General features: G+C 37.3%; 14 protein-coding genes. 11 read left to right on the top strand and 3 right to left on the bottom strand.

The genetic code is table 11. The features are described from left to right. Nucleotides 1–2: 2 nt before the first annotated feature. The 5 genes from MR062_RS05195 to MR062_RS05175 all read left to right on the top strand — a co-directional run bounded on the left by MR062_RS05195 (nt 3) and on the right by MR062_RS05175 (nt 3,922). A complete protein-coding gene (locus tag MR062_RS05195) occupies nt 3–836 on the top strand; it encodes a metallophosphoesterase (RefSeq protein ID WP_242203027.1) in 834 nt (277 codons plus the stop codon). Between the two features lie 27 nt (nt 837–863). Then, a complete protein-coding gene (locus MR062_RS05190) occupies nt 864–1,265 on the top strand; it encodes a DUF3995 domain-containing protein (protein ID WP_242203026.1) in 402 nt (133 codons plus the stop codon). A gap of 198 nt (nt 1,266–1,463) precedes the next feature. Further along, a complete protein-coding gene (locus MR062_RS05185; protein WP_242203025.1) occupies nt 1,464–2,267 on the top strand; it encodes a class I SAM-dependent methyltransferase in 804 nt (267 codons plus the stop codon). Between the two features lie 168 nt (nt 2,268–2,435). Further along, nucleotides 2,436–3,353: a carbon-nitrogen hydrolase family protein gene (locus MR062_RS05180; RefSeq protein WP_242203024.1), complete on the top strand. Its 918-nt coding sequence runs from the start codon at nt 2,436–2,438 to the stop codon at nt 3,351–3,353. Nucleotides 3,354–3,376: 23 nt separating this feature from the next. Continuing rightward, on the top strand, nt 3,377–3,922 hold the full coding sequence (locus MR062_RS05175; protein ID WP_242203023.1) for a nuclear transport factor 2 family protein: 546 nt from the start codon (nt 3,377–3,379) through the stop codon (nt 3,920–3,922). A gap of 99 nt (nt 3,923–4,021) precedes the next feature. On the opposite strand, the gene MR062_RS05170 is transcribed toward MR062_RS05175, so the two are convergent. Further along, a complete protein-coding gene (locus MR062_RS05170) occupies nt 4,022–6,610 on the bottom strand; it encodes a phosphoenolpyruvate carboxylase (RefSeq protein WP_242203022.1) in 2,589 nt (862 codons plus the stop codon). Nucleotides 6,611–6,872: 262 nt separating this feature from the next. Between MR062_RS05170 and MR062_RS05165 the strand changes: the two genes are divergently transcribed. The 3 genes from MR062_RS05165 (at nt 6,873) to nrdD (ending at nt 11,313) form a co-directional block, all read left to right on the top strand. Then, nucleotides 6,873–8,690: a hypothetical protein gene (locus MR062_RS05165; protein WP_242203021.1), complete on the top strand. Its 1,818-nt coding sequence runs from the start codon at nt 6,873–6,875 to the stop codon at nt 8,688–8,690. A 303-nt stretch (nt 8,691–8,993) separates the two neighbouring features. After that, nucleotides 8,994–9,443 (top strand): anaerobic ribonucleoside-triphosphate reductase activating protein, encoded by a 450-nt coding sequence (gene nrdG / locus MR062_RS05160; RefSeq protein ID WP_242203020.1) that lies wholly within the window; start codon nt 8,994–8,996, stop codon nt 9,441–9,443. Nucleotides 9,444–9,447: 4 nt separating this feature from the next. Further along, nucleotides 9,448–11,313, top strand: coding sequence for an anaerobic ribonucleoside-triphosphate reductase (gene nrdD / locus MR062_RS05155; RefSeq protein ID WP_242203019.1), 1,866 nt, complete (start codon nt 9,448–9,450; stop codon nt 11,311–11,313). Nucleotides 11,314–11,351: 38 nt separating this feature from the next. On the opposite strand, the gene MR062_RS05150 is transcribed toward nrdD, so the two are convergent. After that, nucleotides 11,352–11,825 (bottom strand): RrF2 family transcriptional regulator, encoded by a 474-nt coding sequence (locus MR062_RS05150; protein ID WP_242203018.1) that lies wholly within the window; start codon nt 11,823–11,825, stop codon nt 11,352–11,354. A 130-nt stretch (nt 11,826–11,955) separates the two neighbouring features. On the opposite strand from MR062_RS05150, the gene nadA reads away from it, so the two are divergent. The 3 genes from nadA to MR062_RS05135 all read left to right on the top strand — a co-directional run bounded on the left by nadA (nt 11,956) and on the right by MR062_RS05135 (nt 15,848). Then, a complete protein-coding gene (gene nadA / locus MR062_RS05145) occupies nt 11,956–12,882 on the top strand; it encodes a quinolinate synthase NadA (RefSeq protein WP_242203017.1) in 927 nt (308 codons plus the stop codon). A 5-nt stretch (nt 12,883–12,887) separates the two neighbouring features. After that, nucleotides 12,888–14,441, top strand: a complete 1,554-nt coding sequence (gene nadB, locus MR062_RS05140) for an L-aspartate oxidase (protein ID WP_242203016.1) — start codon at nt 12,888–12,890, stop codon at nt 14,439–14,441. A gap of 489 nt (nt 14,442–14,930) precedes the next feature. After that, entirely contained in the window at nt 14,931–15,848 is a 918-nt protein-coding gene (locus MR062_RS05135) for an amidohydrolase family protein (RefSeq protein WP_242203015.1), read from the top strand. Nucleotides 15,849–16,020: 172 nt separating this feature from the next. Here the strand turns inward: MR062_RS05135 and MR062_RS05130 are convergent, their stop codons facing one another. After that, nucleotides 16,021–16,353, bottom strand: a complete 333-nt coding sequence (locus tag MR062_RS05130) for a single-stranded DNA-binding protein (RefSeq protein WP_242203014.1) — start codon at nt 16,351–16,353, stop codon at nt 16,021–16,023. Nucleotides 16,354–16,733: the final 380 nt, after the last annotated feature.

Raw genomic sequence — 16,733 nt, 5'->3', positions numbered from 1 at the left:
CTATGGCTTTACCACTAAATAGATATACAATATGGATTGCCTTATTTGTACTCAATATCTCTTGTGCCAAAAAGGAGCAAAAGCCATTTTCCTTTGTTCAATTGTGTGATACGCAATTGGGAATGGGAGGTTATATGCATGATTTAAAAACATTTAAACAGGCCGTTAAACAAATAAATGCGCTTAACCCTGATTTTGTTGTCATATGTGGCGACCTGGTCGATAAGGCTACAGATAGCTCCTATGCCGATTTCAAAAGCATTATGAAAGGGTTTAAGGTGCCTTGCCATGTCGCACCGGGAAATCACGATATAGGTAATACGCCCAATGATACCACGCTACATTATTACCGAAAAACCATAGGAAAGGATTATTACCAATTCCAACATAAGGATTATTCGTTTATTGTAACAAATACCCAATTGTGGAAAGTTAATGTTAAGGATGAATCGGAAACACATGACCATTGGTTTAAAGAAACACTTAAGGCGCAGCAAGACAAACAGTATCCGGTATTTGTTGTTGGGCATTATCCGTTATATCTAGAGTCTCCCGAAGAAGAAGAGCAATACTTCAACCTTCCTATGGAAAAAAGACAGGAACTACTGGACTTATTTGTACAGCACAAGGTAGTAGCGTATCTCTCTGGCCATACGCATAAGTTGGTGGTCAATAATTATAAAGATATCCAACTGGTAAGTGGTGAAACTACCAGTAAGAATTTCGACGATAGGCCTTTTGGCTTTCGGCTTTGGAAGGTTTCACCAGATTCGATAGCGCATCATTTCGTGGCCTTGCTATCGCCAATTGAGAAACAGAATAAAACAACTCATTAAAATATGGTTCTATCAATATTATTAAGTATGATCTTCATTGTACTCGGATTAATTCATTTCAATTGGGTTGTTGGAGGAACGTTTGGATTCGCACAATCCCTACCAACCAATGAAAATGGAAAAAGGCTATTGAATCCTAAAAAAATAGACAGTGCTCTTGTTGGGATAGGCTTAACAGCATTCGGAATGTTTTACCTGTTTAAATCTGGACTTATTGCCTATAATTTGCCCGAATGGTTAATGACCTATGGAAGTTGGATAATACCTATAATATTTCTTTTGCGGGCTGTTGGAGAATTTAAATATGTTGGCTTTTATAAACGTGTGAAAACTACTGAGTTCGCTAAGTGGGATACAAAATTGTTTTCGCCACTTTGTTTGGCAATTGGAGTATTAGGTATTATAATACATGTGCTTGAACCAGCTTAACTAACCATAATGTGTTAAGGGAATAAACCTGTTGAAAATGGCAAGCCCCGCTTTATCATTGTAAATTTTTGTAACCCTAAATTTCTTATATTTACAATAGCTCGGGACCTATCAAGAAACATTCAATGATTATGTATTACAGCAGGATTAAGACCGTGCCCTTTGGATACGATTCATAAAAATTTGCATTAGCATATTATGAGCAAGAAAGTAGATCATTACGGACCACAGTACTCCAATTTTGTGACCAATCTTTATAAAGAGATAAGGCAGGAAACATATGGGTCAGATATTGGTCAGAATGGTTGGATTACCCAAGAGGAGCAAGATCTTTTTATTGAATGGTTAAGCTTAGACAAAGAAGATGTACTGCTGGATGTCGCCTGTGGTTCAGGAGGGCCTACCCTACGCTTGGCCGAACGTATGGGTTGTTTCATTACCGGTGTAGATATTCATGAAGATGGCATTAAAGCTGCAAAAAAGCAAGCCAAAGAAAAAGATCTCACAAGCCAATCAAAATTTATGGTAATTGATGCCAGCGGCAAGCTGCCATTTGAAAATGCATCTTTTGATGCTGTTATGTGTATAGACGCCATCAATCATTTGCCAAATAGACTTCAGGTTCTAAATGAATGGAACCGTGTACTTAAGTCAAATGGGAAACTGTTGTTTACAGATCCAATTACGGTAACAGGATCACTTTCAAAAGAAGATATCGAAATTAGATCATCAATAGGATATTTTCTTTTTGTAGCAGACGGCGTTGACGAGAAGTTATTAAGTGAATCAGGGTTTAATATTGTGCATAAAGTAGATAGAACTGAAAATATGGCTCAGATGGCTTTAAAGTGGAGAAACGCTAGAGCAAACAAAGCAGATTTACTCATTAAGGCCGAGGGTAAAGAGGTATTCGAAGGGCAGCAACAATTCTTTGAAGTATGTGCTAGACTGGGAGCACATAAAGATTTGTCAAGATTTGCTTTCTATGCAACTAAAAAATGACAATGAATAAAAGATGGGTATTTATTCCAATGGCCATCAGTTTTTTAAAAAAACAGTCGGACAGGGAAAAGTTGCCTAAAGATTAGGAAGGGGTTAAATGAGTTACATTGAAGTAAGACGCAACCAAACAAAGCATAAAGCAATTGCACTAATTAGAAAATATACAATATGACTAAGATTACAAAGGTTGCAGCAGCTCAGTTGTCACCTGTATTCCTAAACAAAGAAAAAACGGTTGAGAAAGCATGCCAAGCTATTTTAGAAGCAGGTAAAAAAGGGGCTGGTTTAATTGTTTTTCCAGAGGCATTTATCTCTGGTTACCCAGATTGGGTGTGGCTAATCCCCAATAGCAAAGGCGCAGAATTAAATGAGCTGTATTTGCAATTGGTAGCAAACGCTGTTTCTATTCCAGATGAAACCACTAGTAGCCTTTGTAAAGCGGCCAAAGCAGCAAAAATAAATGTTGTTATTGGTCTCAATGAACGCAATACCGAAACCAGTAATGCGAGCTTGTTCAATAGCTTGTTGTTTATTGATGACAAAGGAGCAATTATTGGTAAGCATAGAAAGTTAATCCCAACGGGCGGGGAACGCCTTATTTGGTCACAAGGCGATGGTAGTACCTTGTCTGGCTACCATACTTCAGTTGGAAAAATAGCAGGATTGGTTTGTTGGGAAAACTTTATGCCTTTGGCCAGAAATGCCATTTACGAATTGGGAACTCAAATTTTGGTGTCCCCTACCTGGGACAAGAGTCCTAACTGGTTACAAACTATGCAGCATATAGCCAGAGAAGGGGGCTTGTTTGTAATAAGTACCTGTATGGCTTTAAAAATGGAAGCTATTCCAGATACCCATGAATTTAAAAAACGTTACCCAGAAGGCAGGGAATGGATAAATACCGGGAATAGTGCCATTATAGCACCTAACGGAAAAATTATTGCGGGGCCATTAGAGGCTGAAGAAGGCATTTTATATGCAGATATCGATCTGGATGAGATCGTAAAGGCAAAACGTATGTTTGATGTCGTGGGGCATTATTCTAGACCCGATGTGTTTCATTTTTCTGTAAAAAAGAAAGGATAGCAATTTTTTCAAACTCCTAACTTATGAATTCTATTATTAAACAGAGATTGTCCTATTGTAAAAGGGGTATTCTTGTGGCTATTATGTGCTCCAGTTTGTTCAGTTCCATTTTATATGCCCAAGAGAATATAAACTTTAGCAGTCCGGAACACCTCGTAAGCCACCTTTATGACCAAGTAACCTTTCCAGCTGGGAAAACCCCCGATTGGGATTATGTGCGAACCTTATTCTTAAAAGAGGCCATCGTAGTAATGCGTTTAGGGCCAGAAAAAACAGAAGCCTTGACCTTAGAGGGTTGGGTTTTGGATTTTGAGAATTTCATAAAGAACTACAATGTTAAAGAGACGGGCTTTGAGGAAAAGGTGGTAAAAATTAAATCAATGGTTTTTGGAAATATAGCCCATGTACTTGTTTTATACACTTCATATATCCCAGGTAAAAGTAAGGCGCCTAGAGAGGGTGTGGATAGCTTTCATCTAATGAAGCAAGAGGGGCGTTGGTGGATTGTTTCTATTCTTAATGAAATTCCAACTAAAAGTAGACCAAAACCTGAAATACTTTTAGACTAATTCAATTTAAATAAAACCCGAGTTTGGGTATTAAACTTCTAATAAAAAAGGCGCCATTACATGAATGGCACCTCTTATAAAAATGTAATCTTCTTTTATTTACGCCGAATTCCTACTGGCATTAATATTACCAAATAAAGAACGGGTAACGATTTTTTCAAAAATCTTAAGTTGCTCTTCGTCCTTAACATCGGCTTTATTCAATTCCTGAACCTTTTTAAGGGCGTATTGCTGTATCGTCAATAGAGGTAATACAATAGATTCGCGTACCTCGATGGAGGCTTTGCCCGAAGGTTCATTTTCCATTAGTTCCTTATAACCTGCTACTTTTAAGAGTAGGCGTTTAGTGGTTAGGTATTCGTCGTATATAATGCCCCAAAATGCACCAAATTCTTCGTCTTTCGACATGTATTTTGTAAGATCGAAGAACGATTTGGTTAGGGACATCATACTGTTTTCCAATAAAGTTTTAAAGAACTTAGAGTTATTGTAAAGTTGTATAACCTTGTCTAATTCTCCTCTATCTTCATAAGCTTTTATGGCCGTGCCCACACCAAAAAATCCTGGTACGTTTTGTTTTAACTGGCTCCAAGACCCTACAAATGGTATGGCCCTTAAATCGGAAAATACCAATTTATCAGATTTAGAACGTTTAGATGGACGGCTACCAATATTAGTTTTAGCATAGTATTTTAAAGTACTCATGCGTTCCAAATACGGAATGAACATAGGGTGACTTTTAAAATCCTTATAGGCTTGGTAACTGGTTTCGGCCAAATCGTTCATTACGGCTTTATCGTCGGCAGATATCGGAATTTTATTTTTTCCGAAGCGGTTAAACAATCCGGAACTTATAAGTTGCTCCAAGTTGTATTGCGAAGAATCCAAAGTTCCAAAGTTAGAACTAATGGTTTGTCCTTGTATGGTTAACTGTACTTCTTTGTCTTCTATGGTTGGGCCTAACGAAGCATAAAAATTATGGGTCTTTCCGCCACCTCTTGCTGGTGGTCCACCACGGCCATCAAAAAATATGGCTGTAATATCATATTTTCTGGACATTTCGGTAAGGAGTTCCTTGGCCTTGTAAATACCCCAGTTGGCCATTAAGTACCCACCATCTTTAGTACCGTCTGAAAAGCCTAACATAATGGTTTGTCTATTGCCGCGTTTGGCCAAATGCGCTCTATAGGCCGGGTTGCTATACAATTGCTCCATAACGGCAGGGGCATTTTCTAGGTCAGGAATGGTTTCAAATAATGGAACCACATCAACTGTTAAATCGTCTTTAAAGGCTGCCATTTTTAGCATAGCAAACAACTGCATAACATTTAAAGCCGTTTGGTTGTTACTAATAATGTAACGGTTAGCACCTTTTTCCCCGTTATTAGACTGAATGTCTTTAATGCACTTAATAGTCTTAAGGGTATTGACCACCATTTCATCATCGAATACACTTAAATCATCTATGTCATCGTTTGCTTTCGATAGGATCTCTATTTGTTCAGCTTCACTTAAATCGTGATAATTTTTAGGGAAGAATGAACTGCCTTTTTCAATCAAGTGGTCAATAACCGTAGTGAAAACGGTATGGTGTATTCTACTATCTTGCCTAATGTCCAATGTGGCAAAATGGTAACCAAAAAGATGGATTCTGTTAATTAAAGTGTTTATTTGAGAAACGTATAGCGATTGGTGTTCTTCAACAACCAGGTTTCTTATGCTTAGTAATTCCTTAATGAGTTCTTTATAAGTAATAGCATCTTCCTTATAAGGATCTAGGCTGTAATTGTACATAAGGGTTTCCAGCCTTACAATGCGTTCCTCAACATCCCTAAAGGTTAGGCGTCGTCTTAAATTCTTTAAGTCCTGATAGTATTTTTTAAGGACAGCCTGTTTAAGCTTTTTGGCTACTTTTAAGGTTGTGTCTGGCTTAACAAAAGGGTTGCCGTCACGGTCACCACCAGGCCAGAAGCCAATGTTAATGATTTCGTTGTGCTTCTTGCCGTCGTCGTAAATATTTTGTTGGATGTAATTGTAAATTTCTCCAAAAGAAGTATAAAACACATTCTCTAAATACCAGATTAAGCTTATGGCTTCATCGTAAGGGGTTGGTTTTTCCCTTTTGAAAAACGGCGTCTTACCTAACTGACCAAATAAATTATTAATCTCGTTTAGGTTGTTTTCTTTAATGGCTTCGGTTAAATCGGTTATAATACCTAAAACAGAGCCAGGGTAAAACTGAGTAGGGTGAGCCGTTAGGACGATACGTACCTTAAACTCCTCTAAATAGTCTTTGAGTTCCTGTAATCGGTTTTCAGAATTAGCAGTTTCCTTTAGGTTGCGTAAAGTTCCCAGCCCTTCCATATTATTGATTATAGGGAAAGCGGCATCTTCAATGGCATCAAATAAAACTACCTGGCGTTCTATGTACTGGATAAACCTAAACAGTAAATTTATTTGGCTTTCTTTGGTACGTCTGGCTTGGTATTTCTTAAAAAAAGTATCGACTATAGTGGTGGGATCATCACCTTTAGCAAACCCTTTTTGGCAGGTTTCATGGAATAAAGGCAATAAAACTCCTGTTTTTGTAATGGTGTCAAAAGGTAAGGTCATAAATATACTGTTGTATATTTGGTATTTTGACAATACATTTTGCTTAAATCGTTTTAATTTTGGTTCTACGGACATAGTATCAGTCTATTGAAAATTAGCCATAAAAATACTAAAGCTTAAATTAAGGAGCGTGTTTAAGGCTAAGTTTTATCAATTTAAGCTATTTGGTAAATTCTCATTAAGAATAATTAAAAAAAAGGCTTGCTATCCATGTATCTTTTTAATGCTTTCCTTGCATAAATTAGGGTTTTAATAAGCGGGATATGTTTTACTACATGACATAAATCATGTTCTGCGGGTTTTATACACAATATATTTGCCGATTAACGTAATTTTTATGAAAAACACACATTCGTTTCACATTCCCGTTATGGGAATTGGCTTTACAATTGATACACCTCTAAAAGTAGCACAATATGGTATGGATTCTGTAATTTCTTTGGTCGATGATATCTTGCTTGAGAAATTAAGAAAAATGTATTGCGAAAAATTTAAGCTGCCTTACCAAGAAATAACTAATAGAGCTGAAGATTTTCGAGCCCAAAGAATCACATCATATCTTAATTTAATAAGTGATTTGGCCACCAAGAAATTTGAGGAATTAAAACAGCTGTCAACCGAAAAAACCGAAGATTTTTTAGCCTATATAGATATGCTTCCAGAAACCTCTAAACTTAAAACAGAGTTTAAAAAATTGGCTTCCAAAGGGTTTGACTTTTCAGAAATAAAGCAATGGGCAGCTCATAATCTGTCTATGGGTAGTATTGATGTAAATATCATGACCAAGGTCGATAAGGACAATTATAAAAATAAGGAAAAACTACCTACCATATATAACGATGCCCATGCTGCTTTAAGGGGTTTTGTAAAAAGTAAACTAAATTCCTCGGTGGTGCTTTCTGCCGGAATGAACCCGAGGCTTTACAGTTACCTATCACAGTTCGATGATTTTTTCCCAAACGAAGAAGGCCTATTTAAAAAGAAGATCATCTTAAAGGTTAGCGATTATAGGTCGGCATTGGTTCAAGGTAAGTTTTTGGCCAAAAAAGGATTATGGGTTTCAGAATATAGAATTGAATCCGGTCTTAACTGTGGAGGGCATGCTTTTGCTACAGACGGACTCCTTTTAGGGCCTGTTTTGGCTGAGTTTAAAGAAAAAAGAGCCGAATTAAGGGTAGATATGGAGGCCTTGTTGAAAAAAGCATTGGAAGCCCAAGGGCGTACAGTTCCTAAACAACCATTACAAATAAAGGTTACCGCCCAGGGAGGTGTGGGAACAGATGAAGAGCATGCCTTTTTGTTAAAACATTATAATTTGGATTCCATAGGTTGGGGGTCGCCCTTTTTATTGGTGCCCGAAGCAACTTCGGTAGACGGTGAGACATTGGATAAGCTAGCTAAGGCAGAAGAAAAAGATCTGTACTTAAGTGATATATCGCCTTTAGGTGTGCCTTTTAACAACCTTAAAGATAATACTAAAGACGCCGAAAAGCAGACCCTAATTAACAAGGGAAGACCAGGGAGTTCATGCCCAAAAAAGTTTGTGGCACTAAATAAAGAGTTTAAGGATACGGGGATTTGCACGGCCTCCAGAGAATACCAACATTTAAAAATAAAGGATTTACAGAAGCAAGGACTGCCAGAAGAAGACTATCAAAAACAATACAATGCCATAACAGAAAAATCATGCACTTGTGTTGGGCTAGGGACTTCAGCGTTATTAAAATACAAATTGGATACTAAGGTAGAAGGTAAAGGTGTCTCTATATGCCCGGGTCCAAACATGGCATACTATTCAAAAGTGATGAGTTTAAAAAATATAACCGATCATATTTATGGTAGAGCCAATATGATAGCCAGAAAAGATCGTCCAAACTTATTTATAAAGGAACTACATATCTACATCGATTTTTTAAAAACCAAATTAGAGACTACTAAAGCCCCTTTCAATAAAAAAGAAGCAAACTATTTATTGGTTTTTGCTAATAATATGATAGCGGGTGTTTCATACTATCGCAATTTATTTAACGACACCAAGCAGGTGTTTGAAAGTATGAGAGAAGCCATTTTAAACGAATTGGATAAAAGTGAAATGGTATTAAATCGAATCCATTCTGAAATTATTGAGGTGCCCTCAAAGGTTAATTTAAAATAGTAAACTTTAATTTGTAGATTAAAAAGAGGTTTAACTTTTTTGCAATAGTTTGCTCTGCGTATCCATACTTTAGTGAAGTGTTTATATGAATTTAATTTCGTATAATAATACCGTCTATGGAGGCTTTTATGTGTGCTATTGCTGTGTTTTTATTTTGTAATAAATTCAAATTAAGCCATTTATTATTTGTGGGCGACTAGTTGTTGATAACCTTTTTATAACTCACTTTCGTACAGTTAAAATCAAACTACAAAACATTTTATTTTTAATAAATGATAAAAAGGTCTTTTATTATTTATTAAAATGAACTACCATAATTTTGAAATAGCGCTGCAAGAAGTGCCAGGGGAAATAAGTTTATGCTTTTCCATTTCCGGATGTCCGCTAAGGTGTGAGGGTTGTCATTCCCCATTTTTATGGAATGCCAAAAGTGGAACCCCGCTTACTGTTGAGGGTTGTAATAAAATTCTTAACAAGTATAAGGGCTTTGCAACCTGCGTCCTGTTTATGGGGGGAGAATGGCATGAAAAAGAATTGATACAGCTTTTGAAAATTGCAAAAAAAAACAATTACAAAACTTGTCTATATACAGGGGAAGAACATATATCTAAAGTCCTGATAAAAGAGTTGACATGGTTAAAAACTGGATCTTGGAATCCTAAATTAGGAGGACTTAACAGTGCCACTACCAATCAAAAGTTCATAGAAATAAAGACACAAAAATTATTAAATCATTTATTCATTAAAAACTAACCTTATGATTCGATTAACAAACGAACAAGTTACCAAGAAAATTAATTTTATTGACCAGTATATTGCTTCCCAAAATGCTGCAGATGGTTCTAAAGTAGATGCAAATGCCAATGTAGTATCTAAAAACATAGCAACAATGGAAGCAGAACTTAATAAGGATATTAATATACAGGTTAATAGAGCATTGGTTAAGCGCAAAATAAAAGCGCTTTTTGGTGAGGCATTAGCTCATGAATACACCCGACAAATTGAGGCACATGAAATTTATGTGCACGATGAAACGTCACTAAAGCCCTATTGTGTATCCATTAGTATGTATCCGTTTTTATTCGATGGTTTGACCAAATTAGGAGGAGAAAGTAGGGCACCACAGCATTTGGAGAGTTTCTGCGGAGAATTTGTAAACCTTGTTTTTGCTATAAGTTCGCAATTTGCCGGTGCCTTGGCAACAGTTGAGTTTTTAATGTATTTCGATTATTTCGCCTCAAAAGATTATGGTGACGATTATTTGAAAACTAACCAAAAGTTAATTGCCAACCATTTACAGCATGTGGTTTATGCTATAAACCAACCTGCCGCCGCACGAGGTTATCAGTCTGTTTTTTGGAATATTTCGATTTACGATGAACCGTATTTTAATAGTATGTTTGGTGATTTTGTGTTTCCCGATATGACTAGACCACAATGGCATAGGGTAAAAGCATTACAAGCCTTTTTCATGAAATGGTTTAACCAAGAACGAACCAAAGCCATACTAACATTTCCTGTGGTGACTGCGGCCATGCTAATAAATGAGGGGCAACCTGTTGATACAGAATTTACTAATATGTGTGCCCAAGAATTAAGTGAAGGCAATTCATTTTTTATATATCAATCTGAAAACGCCGATAGCTTAGCATCGTGTTGTAGACTTAGAAATGAAATCAGCGACAATACTTTTAGTTATTCATTAGGTGCAGGAGGTGTGGCCACAGGATCCATTAATGTAATAACCTTAAATATGAACAGGTTGGTGCAACAAGGAAAGGATATTGTTCAAGAGGTAAAAAAAGTACATAAATACCAAGTAGCCTATAGATCTTTAATTGAAGAATATGAAACCGCAGGATTATTGCCAGTATATAAGGCTGGGTTTATTTCTTTAGATAAACAGTTTTTAACCATTGGTATAAACGGGATGGTAGAGGCAGCAGAAAGCCAAGGGATAAGCCCAGGGAACAACAAGGTTTACAAAAAGTTTATAAATAAGCATTTGAAAGCAATTTATGATGAAAATAAACGCGCTAAAAAACAATATGGTTATATGTTTAATACCGAATTTGTTCCAGCCGAAAACTTAGGAGTTAAAAATGCAAAGTGGGATAAGGAAGATGGGTATTTTGTGCCACGAGACTGTTACAATTCTTATTTCTACAAAGTTGAAGATCAGCAAACCAATACTTTAGATAAAATAATTTTACACGGCAAAGAACTTATTAAATATCTTGATGGAGGCTCTGCTTTGCACCTTAATTTAGAAGAAGCACCAAATAAAGAAGGTTTTGTTAAGTTAATTCACGCTACGGCAACATCTGGGTGTAATTATTTTTGTTTTAATATTAGAATCACCGTTTGTAATACTTGTGAACATATCGAGAAACAAACCAAAAATAACTGTAATGCATGTGGTTCAGAAGATGTAGACCATGCCACTCGGGTAATAGGATATCTTAAACGTGTATCCAGTTTTAGTTCGGGAAGGCAAAAAGAACACGATTTAAGACACTATCATTTTGAAAAGCCGGGACAACACTTATCAAAAAACAGAGTGGATGCGTTATCAAAAAAAACAAAATCAGAAAATACTGGTGTTCACAGTACGCAATTATAATATAAAGCCTTTTAGAAAACCATTAGTTGTATAACTGTTTATGAGCTCTTGTTAATCTTATCTCCTAAAGGATTAAAATCTTTTAAGGAGATAAGTTTCCCTGTTTTTTTTATTTCATTGCTGTATTCGAGAATTGTTTTACCTCTAAAGTTTTCAGTAATATAAACCTTAAAAGGAGCTACAATAGCATGAACTGGGCAGGGGTTTTTATCGTCACAAACCGATAAACCCAAAAAGCACTCATCAAATTTATTTCCGCCATCGATACTTATAATGATATCCCAAATGGTATTTTCTTTATTTTTTTCAGATAAATAAAATCCACCATTAGGGCCTTTGGTTGATGATACCAAGTTGTTTTTAGCCAGCTGTTGCAATAATTTAGAGAGGAAAGGTTGTGGTATATCCAATGCGTTTGCAATTGATTTTGCACCTACTTTATTCTCTCCGTTGCTCTTAAGGGCTAAATATAAAACAGAACGAATGGCATTTTTACAAGCAATAGATAACATGGTCGGTATTTAATTCAAACATAATAAAAAAAGAGGTTTCATTAACCATTAAAAAATAATTAAGATATTTGCAAAAAAATATTGATTACTGGAAGTCAAGTGTATTGACATGTATTCTGAAGAGATAGCTATGGATTTAGTAAAAGAGATACAACGCCTAAAAGAAGAAAAGAACGCCGTGATTTTGGCACATTATTATCAAGTGCCAGAAATACAGGATATTGCCGATTATGTAGGAGACAGTTTAGGCTTGTCGCAAAAAGCCGCCGAGACAGATGCCGATATTATTGTATTTGCAGGGGTGCATTTTATGGCCGAGACTGCCAAAATATTAAACCCAAACAAAACCGTAGTATTGCCCGATCTAAATGCGGGCTGTTCTTTGGCAGATTCTTGTCCGCCAGAGGCTTTTAAACAATTTACGGAAGCACACCCTAACCATGTGGTGATTACTTATGTGAACTGTTCTGCAGAAATCAAGGCGTTGAGTGATATTGTATGTACATCCTCAAATGCTTTAAAAATTGTACAGTCCATACCTAAAGAGACTCCTATGATTTTTGCCCCGGACAAAAACTTGGGGGCGTATATTATCAAAGAAACAGGACGCGACATGTTGCTTTGGGATGGTAGCTGTATCGTACATGAAGCATTTTCAATGGATAAGTTAATTGAACTTCATAAAAAACACCCAGATTATAAAATTATAGCACATCCAGAGTCGGAAGACCATATATTGAATACGGCCACTTATATTGGCTCTACATCCGGTATGATCAATTATGTGAAGCAGCACCAAGACCAAAAATTTATTGTGGCTACAGAGGCAGGTATTTTGCACAAAATGCAAGAAGAAATGCCAAATACAGAATTGATCCCTGCGCCAGCAAAAGAAGATAATACCTGTGCCTGTAGTGAGTGCCATTTCATGAAAATGAATACCATGCAAAAGCTCTACGATTGTTTGTTAAACGAATCGCCGCAAATAGAAGTAGATAAAGCCATAATAGATCGTGCTTTACTCCCTATTGAGCGTATGTTAGAGCTGTCTAAATAATTATAATGACTACAGACTATTTAGTAATTGGTTCCGGTATAGCGGGCTTAACGTTTTCGGTAAAAATAGCCGAGAAATTTCCTAATAGACAGGTAACCGTTGTTACTAAATCCAGCGAAGAAGAGTCTAATACCAAGTATGCCCAAGGCGGTGTTGCCGTGGTTTTAGACGATGAAAAGGACTCCTTTAAAAAGCATATTGAAGACACCCTAATTGCTGGAGATGGCCTGTGCGATGAAGCCGTGGTTGAAATGGTCATTAAAGAAGGACCACAACGGTTTAAGGAGCTTGTCGCGTGGGGAGCCAATTTTGATGTCGATAAAAGTGGTAACCTGGATTTGGGTAAAGAAGGCGGGCATTCCGAATACCGCGTGGTGCACCACAAAGATATTACCGGGGCAGAAATAGAGCGGGCCTTGTTGGCAAGAGCCCATCAGTTGGATAATATTACCCTTTTGCCGCATCATTTTGCTATCGATTTAATTACAAACCATCATATTAAAGGCCAAAAGCCCAAAGCAGATGCCTGTTATGGAGCCTATGTTTTCGACCAGGAAGACAATAGCATTTTCACCATAACTTCTAAAAGCACATTATTGGCGTCGGGCGGTATAGGTCGTGTGTATGGCCATACTACCAATCCGGTTATTGCCACTGGTGATGGTATTGCGATGGCATATCGAGCCAAGGCCCTGATTAAGGATATGGAGTTTGTGCAATTTCATCCTACGGCCTTATATGAAGTAGAAGGCGAATCGTCGTTTTTAATATCGGAAGCTGTTAGGGGCTTTGGTGCCTACTTACGAAATAAATCAGGCAAGCGGTTTATGTTGGATTACGATGCGCGTGCCGAATTGGCCTCCCGCGATATTGTGTCGCAAAGCATTGATAACGAGCTGAAAAAAACAGGTGAGACCCATGTGTTTTTAGACTGTACCCATTTGGATATTGAAAGGTTCAAAATCCATTTCCCCAATATTTATGATAAATGCAAGGCGAACCATATAAATATTGAAGAAGATTGGATTCCCGTGGTGCCGGCATCGCATTATTTGTGTGGTGGTATTGTGGTAGATAAAGCAGGGAAAACCTCGGTGCCCAATTTGTTTGCCTGTGGTGAATGTACGCGAACAGGCTTGCATGGCGCCAACAGACTGGCTTCAAACTCATTGCTGGAAGCCTTGGTCTATGCCCATAATATTTTTAAATATCACAGTACCCATGAACTTCAGGATGTTGAGGTTGCTATTCCCGATTGGAGCGATGAAGGAACGACCATAGCCAAGGAACATGTGTTAATACAGCATAACCTAAGGCAGTTGCAAGCCTTAATGCGAAACTATGTAGGTATAGTACGTAGCAATAGCCGTTTAACCAAAGCCATAAAGCACCTCGATTTAATTTATAACGAGGTCGAAGATTTATATAAAGCTTCCAAGATTACCACTTCACTTTGCGAATTACGAAATATGGTTAACGTAGCGCATTTAATTATCAATCAGTCGTTGCAGAGAACCGAAAATAAGGGCGGCTATTATAATCTGGATAACGTAAAATAATAAAAACTTGAGTTCGATTTTATTTAATTGATTTTAAGTCAGTTAAGATGATTCTGCGATGCAATCTGTCATTCCGAACGAGATATGGGGAGGAATCCCATCTTGATGAGATTTCTCGTCGCTCATGCTTCGCTCTTTCTAAATGACAAACAACTGGTTTCCTAATGCTTATATTCAATTTAGCTTAACTATTTTTAAACGAACTTAGGTTAAGAGGTTTTCTGAAAAGTGATTTATCTTGTGCCTTCAACCTTTTAGGCTTTTAGACATTTCCGTAGATTCTTTCCTATCATTAATAACATAGAAACTCACGTTAAATAGCTATAGTTTTTACAGCTCATTACTCTCTATATCAGTATGATAATGTAGATTGGTTATTTGAAGGTTTGTCAAGTAATTTGTAAATTTATAGGGCCAAACGCAACCGTTGTTATACTTCTTGCCTGTCCTTAACATCCATGACAATTAGCCCTTATAAAATCAACTAATATGAAAGCACTTGTAATTTTTTCATTGTACTTGCTTATGGGTCAGTTGTCCTTGCCTTCATTTAGTCAGGAGCGACCACCCATAATAGACATGCATTTGCATGCCGACCTTCCTCCGCACGAATATCATGGAGGAGAACCGTCTCTCTGTAGGCCAGATCCCTGCGAGGGAGTAGGTCATGCTACGGCCAATCATGAGGAAACATTAAAAAGAACCCTGGAGATAATGGACCGTTACAATATTGTAAAAGCCCATTTAAGTGGGCTCGATCCTGCTATTGTTGCAAAGTGGGTTGAAGCAGCTCCAGATCGTTTTATTGCTTCACCCTTTATCTTGATGGCTGGGCAACCCAAAGCAGAAGATCTTAGGCAGAAATATGAAGAGGGGTTTTTTACAGGTATGGGAGAGATTGCCACACAACTTACGGGCACTGCTCCCAACGACCCAAAACTTGAGCCTTATTTCGCTTTGGCCGAAGAATATAACTTACCCACTCTTATACATACTGCGGGAATTGGACCCTATTTGCCTAGTTTCCGATCTGCTTTAGGAAGTCCATTGCTGTTGGAAGACGTCTTGGTGCGCCATCCTAAACTTAGGCTTTTTGTGGAGAATTCGGGATATCCCTATCTAAATGAAATGATTGCCATGATGTACCAATATCCACAACTCTATGGAGATGTATCGACTATTACCTGGGTGATTCCCCGACCAGCTTTTTACAATCACCTTAAAGCACTTGTAAATGCAGGTCTTGGAAAAAGGTTGATGTTTGGTTCAGATCAAATGCGTTGGCCCGAAATGATTGAAAAAGGCATTGAGGCCATTGAAGAAGCCGACTTTTTGACCGAGGAACAAAAAAGAGACATTCTATATAACAATGCCGCAAATTTTCTTCAATTAGACATCCAGGATTAGCAACGGATAAATTAAATAAAACACCTTTCTCAAATTCGAAAGGTGTTTTTCTTTGACGGAATTCTGCTTTAGCGCATAACATTAATAACGGTTAAATTAATTATCGGGGCACAGATTATCAAAAACGGGACCCGTAACCACGAGTCCCGTTTACAAAAAAATACCGGAGATATTATTTACTAAGCATTAATAGCTCATGACATGCAATTTCTGTTAGGTAACGTTTGTTCCCATCCTTATCATCATAAGTGCGAGAGACTAGTTTTCCCTCGATGGCAATTTCTTTGCCTTTGGTGATATAGTTTTCAACCACCTTTACTAAGCCACCTTTAACAACAACTTGGTGCCAGTAAGTGCGTTCTACCTTGTTGCCTTCTTTGTCTTTGTAGCTATCGTCTGTAGCCAAATTAAACCGTGCCATTTTAGCACCATCTTCAAAAGTGATAATTTCTGGGTCTTGCCCTAATCTACCAATCAACTGTACTTTGTTTCTAAGCGTGTTCATAATTTTAATTTTTTTATCCTGAATTTATTTCAGGAACGTTAAACAATTGATACTATCGAGTTCTTATGTATCGACAGTGCAAATTTGGAATGGTTTTTCGGGCTTATTCGGGTGTTACTTGTTTAGATTCGTTTGTAAATGTTTGTAGTCGTTTGGAAATGGATATTTTGATGCTTAGTATGGCATCTATATACAATTTACCACAAGATTATAAAGAGATTTTATAAAAACGGGAAAGTCCGTTTTTTTGAGAAGTACGCAATTCATTTGACCCACCTTTGACCGTTACTAATTCAACGATTCCCAGTTGCGCTCTTGCTAGCTATCCAAAGCCTGACCAAACTATTGCAGTCAATGAGCGTAGGACTATTTTTTGTCCT

The sequence above is a fragment of the Aestuariivivens insulae genome (assembly GCF_022662195.1).
Classification (GTDB): Bacteria; Bacteroidota; Bacteroidia; order Flavobacteriales; family Flavobacteriaceae; genus Aestuariivivens; species Aestuariivivens insulae.
The sequence above is the reverse complement of the archived record's forward strand: the minus strand, read 5'-3'. Positions and strand labels throughout refer to the sequence as shown.

Excerpts from the sequence above, each read along its gene's own strand:
- MR062_RS05195 (WP_242203027.1), top strand. The coding sequence starts at position 3 with ATGGCTTTACCACTAAATAGATATACAATATGGATTGCCTTATTTGTA.
- MR062_RS05190 (WP_242203026.1), top strand. The coding sequence starts at position 864 with ATGATCTTCATTGTACTCGGATTAATTCATTTCAATTGGGTTGTTGGA.
- MR062_RS05185 (WP_242203025.1), top strand. The coding sequence starts at position 1,464 with ATGAGCAAGAAAGTAGATCATTACGGACCACAGTACTCCAATTTTGTG.
- MR062_RS05180 (WP_242203024.1), top strand. The coding sequence starts at position 2,436 with ATGACTAAGATTACAAAGGTTGCAGCAGCTCAGTTGTCACCTGTATTC.
- MR062_RS05175 (WP_242203023.1), top strand. The coding sequence starts at position 3,377 with ATGAATTCTATTATTAAACAGAGATTGTCCTATTGTAAAAGGGGTATT.
- MR062_RS05170 (WP_242203022.1), bottom strand. The coding sequence starts at position 6,610 with ATGTCCGTAGAACCAAAATTAAAACGATTTAAGCAAAATGTATTGTCA.
- MR062_RS05165 (WP_242203021.1), top strand. The coding sequence starts at position 6,873 with ATGAAAAACACACATTCGTTTCACATTCCCGTTATGGGAATTGGCTTT.
- nrdG (WP_242203020.1), top strand. The coding sequence starts at position 8,994 with ATGAACTACCATAATTTTGAAATAGCGCTGCAAGAAGTGCCAGGGGAA.
- nrdD (WP_242203019.1), top strand. The coding sequence starts at position 9,448 with ATGATTCGATTAACAAACGAACAAGTTACCAAGAAAATTAATTTTATT.
- MR062_RS05150 (WP_242203018.1), bottom strand. The coding sequence starts at position 11,825 with ATGTTATCTATTGCTTGTAAAAATGCCATTCGTTCTGTTTTATATTTA.
- nadA (WP_242203017.1), top strand. The coding sequence starts at position 11,956 with ATGGATTTAGTAAAAGAGATACAACGCCTAAAAGAAGAAAAGAACGCC.
- nadB (WP_242203016.1), top strand. The coding sequence starts at position 12,888 with ATGACTACAGACTATTTAGTAATTGGTTCCGGTATAGCGGGCTTAACG.
- MR062_RS05135 (WP_242203015.1), top strand. The coding sequence starts at position 14,931 with ATGAAAGCACTTGTAATTTTTTCATTGTACTTGCTTATGGGTCAGTTG.
- MR062_RS05130 (WP_242203014.1), bottom strand. The coding sequence starts at position 16,353 with ATGAACACGCTTAGAAACAAAGTACAGTTGATTGGTAGATTAGGGCAA.